The organism is Bradyrhizobium sp. LB8.2 (assembly GCF_040548035.1).
GTDB lineage: Bacteria > Pseudomonadota > Alphaproteobacteria > Rhizobiales > Xanthobacteraceae > Bradyrhizobium.
The window spans coordinates 101,856-120,253 of sequence record NZ_JBEPQV010000015.1 but is presented as its reverse complement, the minus strand read 5'-3'; the positions used below and the strand labels follow the sequence as shown (position 1 = coordinate 120,253).

At 64.3% G+C, this 18,398-nt stretch carries 17 protein-coding genes; 7 read left to right on the top strand and 10 right to left on the bottom strand.

The window, feature by feature from the left end:
* Positions 1–2: 2 nt before the first annotated feature.
* The 8 genes from flgC to motA all read right to left on the bottom strand — a co-directional run bounded on the left by flgC (position 3) and on the right by motA (position 5,625).
* Positions 3–419 carry a flagellar basal body rod protein FlgC gene (gene flgC, locus ABIB06_RS19615; protein WP_211399645.1) on the bottom strand — a complete coding sequence of 139 codons (417 nt, stop codon included), beginning with the start codon at positions 417–419 and terminating at the stop codon, positions 3–5.
* 11 nt (positions 420–430) lie between these two features.
* Positions 431–832, bottom strand: a complete 402-nt coding sequence (gene flgB, locus ABIB06_RS19610) for a flagellar basal body rod protein FlgB (protein ID WP_247344684.1) — start codon at positions 830–832, stop codon at positions 431–433.
* A gap of 64 nt (positions 833–896) precedes the next feature.
* On the bottom strand, positions 897–1,982 hold the full coding sequence (gene flhB, locus ABIB06_RS19605) for a flagellar biosynthesis protein FlhB (protein WP_354050090.1): 1,086 nt from the start codon (positions 1,980–1,982) through the stop codon (positions 897–899).
* Positions 1,983–1,995: 13 nt separating this feature from the next.
* On the bottom strand, positions 1,996–3,036 hold the full coding sequence (locus ABIB06_RS19600; RefSeq protein WP_247444780.1) for a flagellar motor switch protein FliG: 1,041 nt from the start codon (positions 3,034–3,036) through the stop codon (positions 1,996–1,998).
* A 2-nt stretch (positions 3,037–3,038) separates the two neighbouring features.
* Positions 3,039–3,419 (bottom strand): flagellar motor switch protein FliN, encoded by a 381-nt coding sequence (gene fliN / locus ABIB06_RS19595; protein WP_247344694.1) that lies wholly within the window; start codon positions 3,417–3,419, stop codon positions 3,039–3,041.
* A 76-nt stretch (positions 3,420–3,495) separates the two neighbouring features.
* The gene (locus tag ABIB06_RS19590) at positions 3,496–3,810 is read right to left on the bottom strand and encodes a hypothetical protein (RefSeq protein WP_354050089.1); all 315 of its coding nucleotides are present in this window, start codon (positions 3,808–3,810) and stop codon (positions 3,496–3,498) included.
* On the bottom strand, positions 3,791–4,729 hold the full coding sequence (locus ABIB06_RS19585; protein WP_502916556.1) for a flagellar motor switch protein FliM: 939 nt from the start codon (positions 4,727–4,729) through the stop codon (positions 3,791–3,793). The genes ABIB06_RS19590 and ABIB06_RS19585 overlap by 20 nt, the downstream gene beginning before the upstream one ends.
* Complete coding sequence (gene motA, locus ABIB06_RS19580; RefSeq protein WP_247344698.1) at positions 4,726–5,625, bottom strand: flagellar motor stator protein MotA; 900 nt, start codon at positions 5,623–5,625, stop codon at positions 4,726–4,728. Before motA ends, ABIB06_RS19585 begins: the two co-directional genes overlap by 4 nt.
* A 142-nt stretch (positions 5,626–5,767) precedes the next feature.
* Between motA and ABIB06_RS19575 the strand changes: the two genes are divergently transcribed.
* The 7 genes from ABIB06_RS19575 to ABIB06_RS19545 all read left to right on the top strand — a co-directional run bounded on the left by ABIB06_RS19575 (position 5,768) and on the right by ABIB06_RS19545 (position 14,785).
* Positions 5,768–6,556, top strand: a complete 789-nt coding sequence (locus tag ABIB06_RS19575; RefSeq protein ID WP_247444778.1) for a DUF1217 domain-containing protein — start codon at positions 5,768–5,770, stop codon at positions 6,554–6,556.
* A gap of 3 nt (positions 6,557–6,559) precedes the next feature.
* Positions 6,560–7,288 carry a flagellar basal-body rod protein FlgF gene (gene flgF / locus ABIB06_RS19570; RefSeq protein WP_354050087.1) on the top strand — a complete coding sequence of 243 codons (729 nt, stop codon included), beginning with the start codon at positions 6,560–6,562 and terminating at the stop codon, positions 7,286–7,288.
* Between the two features lie 36 nt (positions 7,289–7,324).
* The gene (gene fliI, locus ABIB06_RS19565; RefSeq protein WP_247444776.1) at positions 7,325–8,650 is read left to right on the top strand and encodes a flagellar protein export ATPase FliI; all 1,326 of its coding nucleotides are present in this window, start codon (positions 7,325–7,327) and stop codon (positions 8,648–8,650) included.
* An 860-nt stretch (positions 8,651–9,510) separates the two neighbouring features.
* Positions 9,511–10,146, top strand: coding sequence for a MarR family winged helix-turn-helix transcriptional regulator (locus ABIB06_RS19560; RefSeq protein ID WP_247344711.1), 636 nt, complete (start codon positions 9,511–9,513; stop codon positions 10,144–10,146).
* Positions 10,147–11,078: 932 nt separating this feature from the next.
* A complete protein-coding gene (locus ABIB06_RS19555; protein ID WP_354050085.1) occupies positions 11,079–12,143 on the top strand; it encodes a ketopantoate reductase family protein in 1,065 nt (354 codons plus the stop codon).
* A gap of 211 nt (positions 12,144–12,354) precedes the next feature.
* The gene (locus ABIB06_RS19550) at positions 12,355–13,173 is read left to right on the top strand and encodes a YkgJ family cysteine cluster protein (protein WP_354050083.1); all 819 of its coding nucleotides are present in this window, start codon (positions 12,355–12,357) and stop codon (positions 13,171–13,173) included.
* 103 nt (positions 13,174–13,276) lie between these two features.
* A complete protein-coding gene (locus ABIB06_RS19545; protein WP_354050082.1) occupies positions 13,277–14,785 on the top strand; it encodes a helicase HerA domain-containing protein in 1,509 nt (502 codons plus the stop codon).
* 157 nt (positions 14,786–14,942) lie between these two features.
* On the opposite strand, the gene ABIB06_RS19540 is transcribed toward ABIB06_RS19545, so the two are convergent.
* Positions 14,943–17,222, bottom strand: coding sequence for a TonB-dependent receptor (locus tag ABIB06_RS19540; RefSeq protein WP_354050080.1), 2,280 nt, complete (start codon positions 17,220–17,222; stop codon positions 14,943–14,945).
* Positions 17,203–18,249: a HoxN/HupN/NixA family nickel/cobalt transporter gene (locus ABIB06_RS19535; RefSeq protein WP_354050178.1), complete on the bottom strand. Its 1,047-nt coding sequence runs from the start codon at positions 18,247–18,249 to the stop codon at positions 17,203–17,205. The genes ABIB06_RS19540 and ABIB06_RS19535 overlap by 20 nt, the downstream gene beginning before the upstream one ends.
* Between the last annotated feature and the right edge of the window lie 149 nt (positions 18,250–18,398).

The following is an 18,398-nucleotide window of genomic DNA, read 5'->3' as shown; positions in this document are numbered from 1 at the left end:
TGTCAGCTCCTCAGCAGGTCGATGGTCATGCCCAGCATCGACCTCACCTGTTTCACGACCTGGAGATTGGCTTCATAGGACCGGTTGACTTCCCTCATGTCCGCCATCTCGATCATCATGTTGACGTTCGGCAGCTTGACGTAACCGGCCTTGTCGGCAGCGGGATGCCCCGGGTCGTACTCCACACGGTACGGCGTGGTGTCGACCCCGATTTCCTTGACCTTCGCCAGCTGCGCGCCCGAGGCGCGGTCCATCGCGGCATCGAAGGTGATTGTCTTGCGCTGATAGGGATCGGCGCCGGCGGCGCGCCCCGTCGACGTCGCGTTGGCGAGGTTCTCCGAAACGATGCGCATGCGCGTCGACTGCGCTTCGAGCCCGGAGCTCGCGACCGTCAGCGAAGATTGCAGTGAGTCCAGCATGTCAGTTCACCTCAGGTCTTCGCGCTCGACAGCAGCATGCGGTGAAACGACCGCACCACCGCCGAGTTCATCGAGTAGTCGCGACTGACGTCGCTTCCCTTGATCATTTCTTGCTCGAGACTGACGGAGTTGCCGGAGTGAACCACGTCCCAGCTGTCCTTCTTCGCGGTCGCCCGCGTGTCGCTCTCGGCCGCGGAGAGCTGCAGGTGCGACGGCGACGTCGTCGCGAGCCTCACCGGCGTGCTGTCAAGCACCTTGTTGAAGGGCTCGACGTCGCGTGCCTTGAAGCCCGGCGTGTTGGCGTTGGCGACATTGGTGGCGATCGTCGACTGGCGGAGTTCGAGGTAACGCGCCTGCGACGATGCGAGTTCGAAGAGATAAAGCGGTCCCACGACATCACCATTCTGGTTCATTCGGGTTGAGCTTAGGGTCGCAAGCTTTCGTCAGGCTGATGCGCGAGACGTCATCCTCGGAATTCTACTGGACCTTCTCGGTCTGCGGCGCCTGCTTGGACTGCAGGAAGTAGATGATCTCGGCGACCGGTCGGAAGAACTCCGCCGGAATCACCTGGTCGACCTGGACCGCCTCGTAGAGCGCCCGCGCCAGCGCCTTGTTCTCGATCACCGGAATACGATTCTGCTCGGCGATTTCGCGGATCTTCAGCGCGATCACGTCCATGCCCTTGGCCACGACGATCGGCGCCGGGTTTTCTTCGCGCTTGTAGCGCAATGCGATCGCGAAGTGCGTCGGGTTCGCGATCACCAGCGTCGCGCGCGATGCGGAGGCGATCATGCGCTGGCGCGAGCGGTCGCGTGCCAGCGAGCGCAGGCGCGCCTTGATCAGCGGATCGCCTTCGGCCTGCTTGTGCTCGTCCTTGATCTCCTGCCGCGTCATGCGCAGCTCACGGCGCCAGTGGAAGCGCGCCCAGGCGAGATCGATCGCGACCAGGACGATGGTCGCGATGCAGATCGCCGAGACGATCCGCATGGCGATGTTGAGAATCATCTCCGGCAGCGCGACCGGATCGGTATACATCGCCTCGAACGCCTTCGCTTCCGACGAGCGCAGCACGACGACAACGACGACTGTCACCGAGACAAGCTTGAACAGCGACTTGGCGAACTCGACGAGGCCCTGCGTTCCGAACAGCCGGCTCCAGCCGCTAAGCGGCGAGATTCGCGACATATCCGGCGTGATGCGCTGGAGCACCAGGCTTGGCGCATTTTGCAGCAACGACGCTGCCAGCCCAAACACCGACAGAATGACGACCAGCGGCACCAGGAATCGCAATGCCTGAAGGCCCACTACGATGAGGAGATTGAGGGCGTCGGCCCCGGTGCTGAGAGGGAAGCCGTCGGGATCGTCGAGAAAGCTCGTCAGCATCGGCGTCAATTGCTGCACGCCCTGGCCGATCAAAAACATCTGAATCACCATCAGCGCCGCCATCGACGCGAAGATGGAAGCCTCCCGAGAGACCGGGATTTTGCCCTGTTCGAGCGCATCCCGGACTTTTTTCTCGGTCGGCTCTTCTGTCTTGCTCTCCTGATCGGTTGTTTCTGCCATGCCCGTTCAGCGGTCAGCGAAAGACCAGCTCATCCTCCTGCTCGGGGTTGAGCTCGATTTCGCCCTTTTCCGCGAGGTCGAGCGCGAGGTCGGTGATCACACGCCGCGCCTCCAGCACGTCGCGCTGGTTCGACGGCTCGCCGATGGCGAGTTCGTGTTCGACGACGCGGCGGACGCGCGAGGCGACCGAGGACAGGATCATCTCGCGGAAGTGCTTGTCGGTGCCCTTCAGCGCGATGACAATGCGATCGGTCGGCACCTGGTCGAAGATCATGGTGCGCGCCTTCGGCGTCAGGTTGGTCACGTCGTCGAAGGTGAACAGCAGCTCCTTCAGCACTTCGGCCGACTTCGGCCGCTTCTCCGACAGGCTCTTCAGCATGTCCTCGATGTGTCCGCGCTCCATCTTGTTGATGATGTCGGCGACGCGGGCGTAGGTGTCCGCGCCGAGGTTGCGGGCGAAGTTCAGCGTCAAATCCTCATGCAGCGTCTTTTCGAGCACCCTCATGGCGTCGTCGACGATCGGCTTGAGGCTGAGCACGCGCCGCATCAGCTCGTTGCGCAGGCTCGACGGCAGCTGGCTCATGACCTTGGCGGCGCAGGACGGCTTGACCTTGGACAGAATGAGCGCCGCGGTCTGCGGATGCTCCTTTGAGAGGTAGCTCGCCAGCGAGTTTTCCGACACCGACGAGACGCGGTCCCACACCGACCGGCTCGAATTGCCGAGCAGGTCCGACATGATGGCCGAGACCTGGTCGGCGGGAAGCACGTCGCCGAGCACGGCTTCCAGGCCACCGAGGGTGCCGAGAATGTTGGCGCCCATCGAGAATTGCTGGGCGAACTCCTCGACGATCGCCTCTAGTTCCTGCGCGGTGATCGGCCGCAGCTCGGCCGCGGCCTTGGTCACGGTGCGGATATCCTGCGGCTCGAACTGCGCGAGCACGCTCGCGGCCGCCTGCCGGCCCATGGCGAGCAGAAGTGCCGCGACCTTCTCCGTTCCGCCCAGCGTGGCAACGCCTCGCTGTTTGGTGGGAGCGATGCCGACCTGTGCCGCCATGGTCAGGTATCACCCTGCCCCAACGGCCCGACAATCTCGGTGAGCGAGACGCCGAAGCGGGAATTGTCCTCTTCAACCACGACCACCTCGCCACGGGCGACGATGCGGCCGTTGACGACGACGTCGACAGGTTCGCCGACCCGGTGATCGAGCGGAACCACCGCGCCACGGCCGAGCTTCATCAGGTTTGCCACCGGAATGGTCGCCGATCCCAGCACCACCTGCATGGTCACGGGAATACGCAGGATGGCATCGACATTGGCGAACTTGCCACTCTCCTCCGCGGTGCGCGCGGCGATCTCCGCCAGCCGCTCCAGCGGAGATGTCTCGGTATGCCCGTCGTCGGACGCCGCTGCGGACTCATAGTCGAAGGATTGCGCCATTTGGTTTCGCCTCTTGGTATTTCCGCTAACGGAGCGCCGCAACGTCCCGATCGTATTTGTTCTGCCGGCTTCGGCTTCAATGCTTGTTCACGTCGGTGCCGCCCGCGGTCGCCGCGGGTGCGAGCCCGCTTCTCGCATCGAGCGCCGCGATCGCCTCATGGGCCTGATCGATCTTCGTGCTCAGCACGTTGGCAAGCCGACCGAGATTCGCGGTGGAATCATGCGCCGCGGTGATGACCGTGTCGAAGGCACCCGCCGACTCGTGGACGATGGTCGAGAACTCGCCCTGGTAGCTGCGCAACCGTGCCAGCTCGCTATGCATCCGGGTCACTCGCATGCTGGTGAAGGCCAGCGCTATCAGCAGCACGGCATCAACGAGATAGGATATCATCGACGAACTCCCGTTTCTGATCGACGGGATCTGCCACTTGCATGGCGTAGTAGCCATCAAGCTGGCCGATCTGGCACCAGAACAGCACCTGGTTGTTGCTCTCGAGCCGGGCCAGCGTGCGCGGCGTGGCTTCGAGCTCGAGCACCTGTCCAACCTTGAATTTCACGACGTCCTCGAGGGATATCATCTTCTCGTCGAGCACCGCGCTCAGCGTCACCTCGGTGCGGTGTACCTCGCTCTCCATCTGCTCGCGCCAGCGCGGATCTGCCGCACGGCCGTCGCTGACGACGACGGTCGCGAGCTTCTGCCTGAGCGGGTTGAGCGCGGAGTGCGGAATGATGAGGAACATCTGACCGCCGCGATAGAGTGCCTGCAGCATGATGTTCGCGCAGATCGACATGTTGCCGCTCCGCCCGATCGCCAGCGACGCCATGGCGGTCTCGACCCGCTCCACGCGGAAAGCGACATTGGAGGTGCCGGCGAAAGCCGATTGCAGCGCCTTGGCGAACCGTTCGAACAGCGCCTGGACCAGGCGGATCTCGATGTTCGAGAAGCTGCGCTCGACGTCGAGCGGCGGTTCGGCGCCGTCGGAGCCGAACATCGCCTCGACCATGGTGAACACGAAGTCGCGGTCGAGCATGATGATGATGCGGGAGTCCCATTGCTCGGCATAGAGCACGGCCGCAACCGCGTTGGCCTCGTAGTCCTTGACGATGTCGCCGACGCGGTCGTTGGTGATACCGTTGACCGAGAAATAGCACGGCGTTCCGGCCATCGGCTGCAGGCTGTCCGTGCACGATGCCGCCATGCGATCGAAGATCACATTGAGCATCGGCATACGATCGATCGATATGCCGGCGGCGTCCAGCAGATAGTTCGGCAGCTGCTTGCGCTGATCGACGTCGAGGTCTTCCATCATGATGCGCGCGCAGCCTTCGGTTCAACCTCGGTCACGACAGCCTTGGGGCCGGCGATCGTCTCGTTCTCGACGACGTCGATCGAGGGCCGCTCGGGGCTCGCGATCATCTTGCGGCCGTGCTCGACGGCGATCTGCGGCATGGCGCCGTTCATGAACGCCAGCAGCGTCTGCTTGACGATGATGTAGGGCCGGCAACGCTTCTCGCGCGTCATCTTCACCTTCATCGCGAAGGGCGAAATGATGCCGTAGGACAGGAAGATACCGGCGAAGGTGCCGACGAGGGCGGCGCCAATGAAGCCGCCCAGCAGCTTCGGCGACTGGTCGAGCGCGCCCATGGCCTTGATGACGCCGAGCACCGCGGCGACGATGCCGAGTGCAGGCAACGCCTCCGAGACTACCACCAGCGCGTGGTAGGGCGTCAGCTTGCTCTTGACGATGGTGTGGATCTCCTCGTCCATCAGCGCTTCGATCTCGTGCGTTCGCGCGTTACCCATGATGATGAGGCGGACGTAGTCGCAGATGAACTGGAGCACCGAGGGATCCCCGAGCACGCTCGGGAACGCCTTGAAGATCTCGGAGGACGCGGGATCGTCGATATGTGCCTCGACCTCGTTGCGCCCCTTGCCCCGCAGCTCGCGCATCAGCGCGTGGAGCGCGCCGAGCAGGTCGAGATAGTAGCGCTGACCGGGCACCGCCCCCGTCACTGCCTGCATGCAGGCAAGCCCGGTATCCACGACCGTCTTCCAGGGATTGGCCATGATGAAGGTGCCGACCGCGGTGCCCATGATGATCACGAACTCCCACGGCTGCATGAGCACGCCCAGATGCCCGCCCATGGCGGCAAATCCACCCAGCAGTGCCGCTACCGTGATGACGATCCCCACGAAACTGCCCAACACGCCGCTCCATCACCGATCCTATCGGGAATATCTAGTCGGCGAGCCTTGCGCGAAGCTGGCTTCCCCGTCGTCAGCCTCGCGCAAGCAATTCACGGCAGCTTGGGACGACGTCGCAAGAGCGGCCAGAGGGACGCGTGTCATGCTATCCACCATCGCGGACTACACCAGACTGACCAAGGACATGGGCAAGTCGCTGACGCAGGTCGCGACGCAGCCGGATGTCAGCCGCGACACCGACTATTTCCTCAGCCACATCGGCAATGTGAAGACCATCGACGACTTCCTGAAGGACTATCGCCTCTATTCCTACGCGATGAAGGCCTTTGGTCTCAGCGACATGACCTACGCCAAGGCGTTCATGCGCAAGGTGCTGACCGAGGGTATCGCCGACAACAAAGCCTTCGCCAACAAGCTGACCGACACCCGCTACCGGCAATTCGCCGCCGCCTTCAATTTCGCCGCTCTCGGCGACAAGGCGACCCAGACCGCCGCGGCTACGGCCGGTGTCGCGACCCAATTCGTCACGCAGACGATGGAGGAGAAGGCCGGCGACCAGAACGAGGGCCTGCGGCTGGCGCTCTATTTCACGCGCAAGGCCTCCACCATCACCAATTCCTACCAGATCCTCGCGGACAAGGCGATGACGCAGGTGGTCCAGACGGCGCTCGGCCTGCCGGCGACGATCAGCTCGGCTGATATCGATGCCCAGGCCAAGCTGATCACGAGCAAGATCAACCTCGCCGACTTCCAGAACCCGGCCAAGGTCACCAAGTTCGTGCAGCGCTTCGCGGCAATGTGGGATGCGACCCAGGCCCAGAACGACACCTCGACCAACCCCGCGCTGGTCCTGATCGCCGGCGCCGCAACGTCGATCAGCATGGATACCAACATGCTCACCACACTTCAGAACATCAAGTTCAACAGGTAAATCATGCAATCGGCTCTCTATGTGGGATTGTCGGCGCAGGTCGCCCTCGAAAAGCGTCTCCAGACGATCGCCAACAACGTCGCCAACGTCAACACGGCGGCGTTCCGCACCGACGTGGTGAAGTTCGAGACCGTGCTGTCCAAGGCGGGCGCGAACCCGGTCGCCTTCTCCTCGCCCGGCGACAACATCATCTCCCGCGAGCAGGGCAGCATCACCGAGAGCGGCAACCCGCTCGACGTCGCCGTGGTCGGACAGGGCTGGATCGCGTTCGCCGGTCCGAACGGCACGGTTTACACCCGCGACGGCCGCCTCCAGATCGCTGCCAATGGCGACCTTCAGACCGTGTCCGGCTTCCCCGTCATCGATTCCGGCGGCGCGCAGATCACGCTCGATCCGAACGGCGGACCGGTCTCGATTGCGCGCAGTGGCGCGATCACCCAGGACAACAACGAGATCGGCACCATCGGCCTGTTCAACATTCCCGCTGACGCCAATCTCGACCGCTACGGCAATTCGGGCGTCACGCCCGACCGGCCTGCGACCGCCATCGCCGATTTCTCCCGCGACGGCTTCAAGCAGGGCTATGTCGAGGGCTCCGGCGCCAATCCGATGATGGAATTGACCAAGCTGATCGCGGCCTCGCGCGCCTTCGAAGGCACCAATTCGATGATCGAGGGCACCGAGAGCTCGCTCCAGAACGCAATCCGGACGCTGGGCGAACCCGGCAAATAGACTGCGCCTCGCGCGCAATGAGGTTGGACGGTTTCCTTGAACGCTCTTCGGCAACTTGAGTGGGCGCTGCTGGAGCTTCAGCAGAGCACTCCCCTGGCAAGCGTCAGCGGCGCGATCTCCGAGATCGCGCCGACGCATTTCCGCGTCTCCGGCCTATCGCGCTTCGTCAGGCTTGGCGAACTGATCGGCGTCAACACCGGCGGCAAGCCCCAGATCGGCGAGGTGGTACGGATCGACAGCGAGGGCATCATCGCCAAGCCGTTCGACCGGCAGTTCGCCGGCGGCCTCGGTTCGGTCGCCTACCGGATGCCGCCACTGTCCTTCGCGCCCGATCCGAGTTGGAAGGGCCGCGTCATCAACGCGCTCGGGGCGCCGCTGGACGGACTGGGCCCTCTCACCCCGGGATCGCGTGCGGTCTCGGCGGAGGCGGATGCGCCTTCGGCCATGAAGCGCGCGCGCGTCCACAAGCCGCTGCGCACCGGCGTACGCGTCATCGACCTGTTCGCCCCGATTTGCGCCGGCCAGCGCGTCGGCATCTTTGCCGGTTCAGGCGTCGGCAAATCGACGCTGCTTGCGATGCTCGCCCGCAGTCAGGGGTTTGACACCGTCGTGCTGGCCCTGGTCGGCGAGCGCGGCCGCGAGGTGCGCGAGTTCATCGAGGACGTGCTGGGTGCTGATCGTCACCGCGCTGTCACAATCGTGTCGACGGGAGACGAAAGCCCGATGATGCGGCGGCTGGCGCCGAAGACGGCCATGGCGGTCGCCGAATATTTCCGCGACCGGGGCGAATCGGTCCTGCTCATGGTCGATTCGATCACCCGCTTCGCCCACGCTGCCCGCGAGGTCGCGCTCGCCGCCGGTGAGCCCGCGGTCGCGCGCGGCTACGCACCCACCGTCTTCACCGATCTGCCGCGTCTGCTGGAGCGCGCCGGACCCGGCGAGGAGGGATCCGGGACGATCACCGGGATTTTCTCCGTGCTTGTCGACGGCGACGATCACAACGAGCCGATCGCCGACACCATCCGCAGCACACTCGATGGGCACATCGTGCTCTCCAGGCACATTGCAGATCAGGCACGCTATCCGGCCGTGGACGTTCTGGGTTCGGTCTCCCGCCTCGCCCATAACGTCTGGGACCCCGAAGAGCGCGAATTGGTGAGCAAGCTGCGCGCCATGATGGCCAAGTACGAGGACACGCGCGACCTTCGCCTGATGGGCGGATACCAGCCGGGGCGTGATTCGGGGCTCGACCAGGCGGTCGACATGGTTCCGAGAATCTACGGCGCGATGCGGCAGGACGCCTCGGCTCCACCAAGCGCCGATCCGTTCCGCGAACTCCGGGATATGCTCAAGGGCGACTAGCCGGTCGCAGGCTGAGACGACGCGCACCCGCCGGTCGCATCCTGCTCGTTGTTTTCGACAGGCGATCGCGCATGCCGCCACGCTGCCAGCGCATGCGCATGCACGGCCGTCCCCGCTTTCCGCCGCGATCGCCTCCACCGTTCGGGTGAGGGAATCAGGCGATCGCGCTGGAAGCGACTGAACCCAGCGAGTCCGCGATCGCGGCATGGACAACCGCCACGTGTAATTCCTGTGAATTCCCTTGGCGATTCTCCGGCCGAACGCAGAAGTTGTGGATGACATTCCGGTGCACATCGTCGTCGTGCACAAGCTTCGATCAACTTGCACCAACGACAGCCAGCCACGTGCCGTGCAATCAAACCGTCGCATGGTTGAGTGCATGTTGCTCGTGGGACAGCGTATTGCTGTTCACCATCATGTGTCCCGAAGAGCGAGATTGTCTTGAACGTTACATTCGCCTGCGACGACATCCGGTCTCCGAGAGCGTCTCTACTTGATTTTGTTGATAAGCTCATTCATCGTTTCGTTGGAAGACAAGAAACATCTGCTTGTGACTTGAACTTTAGGGGCTTCGGTTGAACTACTCCGATCCATCGTCTGCTGGCGACGGCTACTCGGGCTCTCGTGCGACGACGCCACGATTGGCATACGATCAGCAACATCGCATCCCGCGCCATAGCTTGCAGTGCCCGTCAGTCCAAGTCGGGCGCCGGACAGTCCGTGCCTTCGCGCGAGAGAAGAGCACGGTGCATATGTCGGATATTGCGGGCGGTACGGCTTCTCGCAAACGGCTCGTGCGCGACGACGGAAGGCGGCTCCGGGGCGCCGCACACGTGTTTCCCGGGGCAAGGTAGGAATTCATGCCATTGGCAAGAGAAGCCGTCGAACTGCTGGTTCAGGCGGCGAGGGCTTGGTATTTCGAAGGCAATCAACATGGATTGCGCGATCGGGAATGGATGGCGCTGCGCTTTCTCGGCCGCGCCAACAAGTTTTCGCGCACGCCGTCTGCGCTCGCAGGCTTCATCGGCGCTACCAGGGCGACTGCATCGCAGATCGTGAAGACGCTGGAGGGCAAGTCCTTCCTGGTGCGAAAGCCGTCGCACGAGGACAAGCGTTCTGTCGTGCTGCACGTCACTGCGCAGGGCGAAAAGTGCCTGAACCAGCACGATCCGATCAATCACGTGATGAACGCGGTCATTGCGCTCGGAACCGACGAGTGCGTCAGGCTGCGCGACTCGCTGCGGGAGATCCTCAATCACCTCGACGCGGCACATCAGCGGCTCGATGCCAGCGTCTGCCGGGACTGCATGTTTCTCGCCGAACGCGGCCCGGCCACCGGCAAGGGGCGCGCAACGGCCGAGTTCATGTGCCGGCTGTATCGCGCCCCGGTCTCGATCGAGGAGACCGAACTGCTCTGCACCAGCTTCGAGCGCACCCGCGACCGTCCGAAGATCGAGACCCATCTCGACCGCGCGCGCGTCGCAAGCCAGGGCTGACGCGCGCGCCCGCCTCTCCATCGTCATTGCGAGCGGAGCGAAACAATCCAGAATCCCTCGGCGGCGGCGGACTGGGTTGCTTCGCTGCGCTCGCAATGACGGAGCAAGAGGCTGCAGCATCGTTCTTCCAGCTCGCATTTGATTCGCAGACACAGTTTCGCAACCTCGCGACGCGTTTCGCCCGAGCTTTGCTTGTCATTCGCCCCTCTTGTCCAGGAGGGCGCAGGGAAGGCCGGGTGCCGGCTGGCACCCGCGGTCCGCTGCGCAAAAATGTAGCGCAAGGAAACCGCACAGCAGCATACAGGTGTAGCCAATCACTCGGCCTTCCCTGCGCAGTGGCTTTACGGCGTATGCCGTGCTCTCCCGGGAGCCGAGTTCGTTTTGGCCTCCCTCGCCTTCACGAAAGTCGCGGACACAGCGCCGGTTGACGCGAATGCCGCATCCGCAAGAGCTTGACCGTAGCAACGACGGCCAGGACCACACGGTTTTGCCGTACGCACGGCTCGCTTGTCGCCACCGGTTTCGACGACGTTGTGCACGTTGCCGCCGACCTGATGACGAGACGAACCTGACAGCGCCGCTCGTCGACACGAAGCCTCGGGCTCACGGAGAGCAATCCGCCCTGCCCGCACTTTCGCGCCCGACGCTGCCGCGTCCACCGCAAGCCCGGCTCGCGAAACGTGACGACACAAGATCGCCCCTCTTGGTCGAGCCGGGATGGGCGACACATACGTCAATTCCGAATTTCGGTAAAGCGAAATATTTTCATTCGGGCGAATTGACAAAGGCGCGACACAGCAAGACCCCTGTACCCGCTCTTGTATGCATTATACCAGTTGCCATCCCCGGACACTTTGCCTTACATGCCGGCAACTCGTCCGCGGATGACGGCCGGGGCTCAAAAATCACCGACATTGTCAAAGGGACGAGGCATGGCGCGTAACATCCTGATTCTCGGGGCTTCCTACGGCTCCTTGCTGGGCACGAAGCTGCTGATGGCGGGGCACAACGTGACCCTGGTCTGTCGCGCCAAGACCGCGGAGCTGATCAACCGCGAGGGCACCGAGGTCCGCATCAAGTTGCGTGACGAGGTGGTTCACCGCGCCATCTTCTCGCGCGATCTGCCCGGCAAGCTCGACGCCGTGACGCCGGCCAATGTGGACTTGTCCCGTTACGACATGGTCGGCCTTGCCATGCAGGAGCCGCAATACACCAACCACACGGTGCGCGTTCTCATGGTCAGGATCGCCGCGGCGAAGCTGCCGTGCCTGTCGATCATGAACATGCCGCCGCTGCCCTATCTGAAGCGGATCCCCTCGCTCGCGGACATGGATCTCGAGGAGGCCTACACCAATGCGCAGGTGTGGGAGCGCTTCGAGCCGGGGCTGGTGACGCTGTGCTCGCCCGACCCGCAGGCCTTCCGTCCGCCGGAAGAGGCTGCGAACGTGCTTCACGTCGGCCTGCCCACGAACTTCAAGGCATCGGCCTTCGCCGACGACAAGCACAACAAGGTGCTGCGCGAGCTCGAAGCCGACATCGACGCGGTGACCCTCGACGGCCACGACGTGCCGGTGAAGCTGAAGGTGTTCGACTCGCTGTTCGTGCCGCTGGCGAAATGGTCGATGCTGCTGACCGGCAACTACCGCTGCATCACGCCGCACGAGCCGCAGTCGATCCGCGACGCCGTGCACGGCGATCTCGCGCGCTCGCAGACGATCTACGATCACGTCGACGGAATCGCCCGCCGTCTCGGCGCCGATCCGCAGGACCAGGTGCCGTTCGCAAAATACGCCAAAGCCGCCGAAAGCCTGCTCAAGCCGTCATCGGCTGCGCGCGCGGTGGCGAGCGGCGCGCCGTTCATCGAGCGCGTCGACCTCTTGGTGAAGCTGATCTCGCATCAGCTCGGCGTGCCCAATGCAGAGATCGACCGCACCGTCGAGACCGTGGACCTCAAGCTGAACGAGAAGATCGTGCAGGGCGGATCGGGCGCGCAGTGACGACATTCGGCGCGGCCAGGTGGGCCAGCGCCGCAAGTGCCCGGAACCAGCCTTTCCGGGCGATCTGGCTCAAAACGGACCATCCTGCGCGACCTCCGTTTGCGCAAATCCCGCATCCATGCGACTGCTAGCCGTCACGCTGGGGCCAATTCCCAGCAGGTTCTGGGCCCACGCGACAGCCGGATAGAAGCCGACCAACAAGCAGAACACGATGGATCAGACGGAGTTGCAAGTCGTTCGCGCGGTGGAGGCCGGCACGACGACGATGAAGGGTATCGTTGACGCGACTGGATTGTCTCGCCTCAAGGTCGAGCGCGCGCTGAGCACGCTGGAGAAGCAAAAGTTCCTCATCCGCGACGGCCAGGGTTTTCGGCCCGCCAACCGGCGAGCACCACCGTCGCCGTCTCGACAATGCGGAACGTGCAACGCCTGCTGCGACATCCTCGAAGTGGCCGCTGTCGACAAGCCGGTAAACCAATTGTGCAAGCATTGGCAGAACGGCACGGGATGCACCATCTACGAGCGCCGTCCGCAGATGTGCCGCTCATTCGTCTGCGCCTGGCTGCAAGGCCATCTCGACGACGACTGGATTCCCGAGAAGGCCGGGCTCATCGTCCATTTCAGCCAGGATGCGGTCAATGTCACGGTCGACGACCATTGCCCCGATCGCTGGCGGGAGGAGCCTTATTTCAGCAAGCTCAGCGAATGGTCGCTGAACGGGATCAAGCGGATCGGAAACCGCGGCTATGCGACCCTCGTCGTCTCCGGCGAGAACCGGTTCATGCTGCTCGGACGCACCATCGTTCCCGAACCGACCCTGTTTGGCACCGCGTTCCTGCCGCTGACGCCGGACACGTTCCGATTCTGGCGGGCGACATCGCCGGAGCACATGCAGCGGCTACACGAGCGCATCGCCGAGATTGAGCGGATCAGGCAGGAATTCGGCTCCTGCGCCATCCCCGAGAACGAAGACGACGATCCGCAAGCCCCGTATCGGCCCGCACTTCTACGCCAATCGAATCACGTCTGAACTCCGCCGTGGGCAACAACGCATGATTCTCGCCGTGGCGCTCGACGCGCCGCGACCGGGTTGATAAGCCCCTGTCCGCGAATGATGGGGACTTGAGTCGGGCATGACGGTTGCGATCGAGATGGGGCAGACCACGGCAGGCGCCGCGGCGGCCATGGACCTCGAGGAACTGCTGGCGACCCGTCTCCTGGTGCAGGGCAATTCGGGCTCCGGCAAATCACATCTGCTGCGGCGGCTGCTGGAGCAAAGCGCGCCCTGGGTGCAGCAAGCCATCATCGATCCCGAAGGCGATTTCGTCACGCTGGCCGAGCATTTCGGCCATCTCGTGATCGAGGCCGAGGATCACACCGAGCGCGGCCTTCAGGTTGCCGGTGAGCGCGCGCGGCTGCATCGCGTCTCCACTGTGCTCAATCTCGAAGGGCTGGATGCCGAGAACCAGATGCGGCGCGCCGCCGCCTTCCTCGGCGGGCTGTTCGACGTGGACCGGGACCATTGGTATCCGATGCTGGTGGTCGTCGACGAGGCGCAGCTGTTTGCGCCTGCGGTGGCGGGCGAAGTCTCGGACGAAGCGCGAAAATTGTCGCTCGGTGCGATGACCAATCTGATGTGCCGCGGCCGCAAGCGTGGGCTGGCCGGCATCATCGCAACCCAGCGGCTGGCAAAGCTCGCCAAGAACGTCGCGGCGGAAGCATCCAACTTCCTGATGGGCCGCACCTTCCTCGACATCGACATGGCGCGCGCCGCCGATCTGCTCGGCATGGAGCGGCGGCAGGCCGAATCCTTCCGCGATCTCGAGCGCGGACAGTTCATGGCGCTCGGCCCGGCCCTGTCGCGCCGGCCGCTGCGTTTGAATATCGGCGCGACCGAAACCCAGCCGCGCAATTCCACGCCGCGGCTGATGCCGATGCCTGAAACCACACTCGAAAATATGCGCGCCGTGATCCTGGCCGCGCCGCCGCCCGATGCCAGCCGGCCGCAGCGCCGGCCCGCGCCTGATCTGCTCGAACAGCTCCGCGCCGCGAATGCTGCACCGGAGATTCGCCCCGAAATGATCGAGGTGCCGGTCAGTGCCGAGGAGCTCGCCGAGCGGCGCCAGCGCGTCGACCGCACCTTGCGCGCCGTGCTCGCCGCGCCCGATGCCGGTTTCCGCGCGGTCGGCGTGCTCTATCAGGAGTTCGTCGTCCGCTGCCGCATCGAGGGGCTCGGCGCGGCCGTGCCTGACCTCCACGAATTCCGCCGCATGCTGACGCATGCGCGCGCCGGGCTCGGCACCGATCTCGCTGGCGACGATGCCTGGCAGGATGTCACGCTACGCGCTTCGATCCTGCCCGACGACATGCAGGGCGTGTTCATGATGATCGCGCGCGCAGCGAAAGAAGGCTGGCCGTGTCCCGGCGACGCCGCCATAGCCCGCGCCTACGGCTCGCATTCGCTGCGCCGGGCGCAGCGCCTGCTCGGCTACATGGAGGAGCAGGGCCTGATCGTCTGCCAGCTCGATGGGGCCGGCCGCAGGTTCGTGACGCTGGTGGAGCTGGCCTGGGCCACCGCGCCGGGCGATCCCAATGCCGACGATCTGCCGGCGGAGCCGGCGCAGAACGCGGCTTCGGCTTGATTGCAGCCACGAAAATGGCGCGCTCCCTCTCCCGCTTGCGGGAGAGGGTTGGGGAGAGGGTATCTCCACAATGAGCGCTCCCGCCGTGGAGAGAGCCCTCACCCGCGCCTTCGGCGCGACCTCTCCCGCAAGCGGGAGAGGTTACTGACCCGCGGCACTAGAACGCCCCGGCCATAGTCAGGCGGAACGTTAGCGGCTCGACCGGATGGAGTACATAATCCATCACACCGTTCTGGCAGACTGCCGCCGGCGCGACGCCGCCGGTGCAGAGATTGTACAGCGTGTCGGCCTTGAGCAGCGAACCATGGGCATAAGTGATCTGGTTCGCCTGCGTGTTGAAGAGATTGAGCACGTCGAGCTGAAGGCGCCAGCCATTGTCGATGCGATAGCCGAGGCGTCCGTTGAAGATGCTGGTCGCGGCCGAGCGAAACGCATTGTCTTCCGTCAGCGGGCTCGACGCCAGATAGCGCCAGCGCAAGGACCCGAACCAGCCCGTCTTCTCGCCGAGCGTGATGCCGGCCGAGGCCACCATCGCCGGCGCATTCGGAATGTAATTGCCGGGCGCGTTGCCGAACTGCGCCTCGGGATAGCCGGCGAGGGAGGCGTAGACCTCCGCCTGCTCGCTGTCAGTGCCGCGAAAGCGCGCATGCGTCATCGCGACGTCGGCGTCGATGTCGATCCACGATCGAGGACGATAATGATTGGTCCACTCAAAGCCGTAGCGGCGGCTGGCGCGGGTCGCCGAGGTATCGCCGGCATCGCCGGAAAACAGAATCTCGGAATCCTGGTCGAGGATGAAGATGCTGAGCGACGTGTCGAGGCCGGGAACGATTTTGCTGCGAACACCAATTTCCGCGCCACGCGTGCGGACCAGCAGCGGCGACGGCGTGAGCCTTGTGGCAGGATCACTCGGGTCTTCGGTCGTGGTCGCGCCGCGAGCGTCGTTGGAATGCATGCCGTAGCCGGCGCCGAGGAAGAATTCGGTCTGGTTGAACGGACCAAGCGCCATCCTGAATTTCGGGCTGCCGAGCGCGGCATCGGCGCGGCCGGAATTGTTTGAGTTGAACAGGGATGTGACATCCGCGGCGTAGTAATCGCCGCGCAAACCGACAGTGGTCCGGAGCCAGTCGGTCCAGCGCACGGTGTTTTCGGCGAAGAGACCGACACTGCCCTCGCCGACCTTGTCACTGCGGACGTTAGAGACGAAGCCGCGCTGAAAATTGTTGGTCAGCGCAAGATCGATCGCATCATAGCGGGATTGCAGGCCGATGGTGGTCTGCATCGGCAACCCTGCGAACGAGCCGTCCAGCGTGCGCGAGATGTTGGCGCCGGCCATCAGGCGGTCGTCGTGCTGGTGGAACTGGTCGCCCAGCACGGGATTGCTCAGAAAGTAGGTGAAGTTGTTGAAGAGATCGAGTTGGCTCTTCACGACATAGGCGTTGGCGTTCCACGACCCCACATCGTCACTCTGCGCGATGCGGGCCGAGAGCGCGAAGCGATTGGTGTTGCCGCCGTCGCTTGGATCCTCCGAGCCGAACCGGTCGAGCAGGCCGGTCGCGATCGCGCGCTGCGGCACCTGGTCGGTCGAATTCCATTTGTTCGCATAGGCCATGCCGGTGACGGACACGCCCTCGGTCGCGGTGCCCTGGCTGTAACGCACGAGGCCGTTGAGCTTGCGGACATTGTCTGGATTATCCCACGGGCCGTTATAGGTGCCGAGTTCGCCCGCGACGAGCAGCGAACCGTCCCCGACCTTCGCTGAGTCCATGCCGAGCAGGCGGCGATAGCCGAAGCTGCCGGCGGTCACCTGCGCAAGACCCTTGGTGCGGTCGATCAGGCCGATGTGAACGCTGCCGACCGAGGCGAAATCGCCCTCGTCGGCGAAGTACGGCCCCTTGCGTACGTCGATCGCGGCAATAGTTTCCGGGATCAGCCAGTTCAGGTCCGCATAGCCCTGGCCATGCGCGTGCGTACGCATGTTGACGGGGATGCCGTCCACCGTGATGGCGAGATCGGTGCCGTGGTCGAGATTATAACCGCGCAGAAAATACTGGTTGGCTTTGCCCTCGCCGGAATGCTGGGTCACGATCAGCCCCGGCACGGCTTCGAGCGCTTCGCCCGGCCGTGCGAAAGGGCGTGCGTTGATCTCCTCGCCGGAGACGGTGACCTCGCTTGCCATGCCGGGCGTGCCCTTGGCGCCGGAGGCGACGCTGCGCGCGTTCGGTGCTTGGGTCGCTGTCGGATCGACATCTCGTCGCGCTACGGCGGGTTTCTTGTGAGGTCTCGTTTCGCCGCCGCTGACTTGGACCGGCGGCAGTTCGCGCGAGGTGCCTGCGTTCTGCGCGAAAGCGTCGCCGCCACCTGCCAGCAGCACCAACGCCGAAAATGCCGTCAGCGCGCCGCAGCATCGGCCGGGCTCAAACCGCCTCGGTGGCATCGGCGCATTCGAGCACTTTTGGCGCGGCCGCGTAGCCGAGCGCAAACATGCGGCGATAGAGCACGACCGAGACGAGCCATGCGATCGCGAACAGCGCGATCACGGCGAAGCCGACATTTGCGAGCGAGTCGTTGAGGCCGTCGACCAGCGCCCACACGCCGCCAGAGAGACCAAGGCGATCCGCGATCAGCCCGAGCGCCTCGATGCCACCGATCAACAGCGCCACCGCCACGGAGGCGCCGGTGATCGTGAGGTTATACCAGAGCTTTCGCAGGGGATCGACGAAGGCCCAGCGATAGGCGCTCACCATCAGCGCGGAGTCGGCGGTGTCGACCAGCGCCATGCCCGATGCGAACAGCGCCGGGAAGACGAGAACATCGACGAGCGACGCGCCGCGCGCGGCTTCGCTGGCGGAGATGCTGAGCAGGCCGATTTCGGTTGCGGTGTCGAAGCCGAGCCCGAACAAAAAGCCGAGCGGGTACATGTGCCCCGGCTTTGTCACCAGGCGAAACATCGGGCCGAGCAGCCGCGCCAGAAGCCCGCGTTTGGCAAGCAGGGCATCGAGGCCCACGGCGTCGTGAATCCCTTGCTCCCGCGCCGCGCGAAACGTCCGCCACAGGCCGGCGAAGATGACGAGATTGATGGCCGCGATCACCAGCAAAAACAGCGCCGAGACCGACGTGCCGATGAAGCCGCCGATCTCCCTGAGCAGGCTGTCGCCGCCAAGGCTCCCGACACCAAGGCTCACGACGCCGAGCGCGAGCAGCATGGTCACGACCACGACGATGGTGGAATGGCCGAGCGCGAAATAGAGACCGGCCGATCGCGGCGCGCCGCCGGCCTGCATCAGCTTGCGCACGACATTGTCGATGGCGGCGATGTGGTCGGCATCGACGGCGTGGCGCAGGCCGAACACCCATGCCAGCAGCGCGGTCGCCATCACCGTCGGCCGGTCGCCGAACGCCGCGAAAGCCCAGACCCACGCCGCGACATTGGCGGCGATCAACCCGCCGAACAGCAGCACCATTCCGGGCTCGACCGCCCGCAAAGATAGTTTCGTCACGACCATCATTCCGTCCGCTGCACGCCCCACCGCATGAGCGGTATGATCTTTTCATAAGATGGTCATACTGACCAGTGCAATTCAGGGGAGCCGCTTTGCAGGAATTCTTCCTT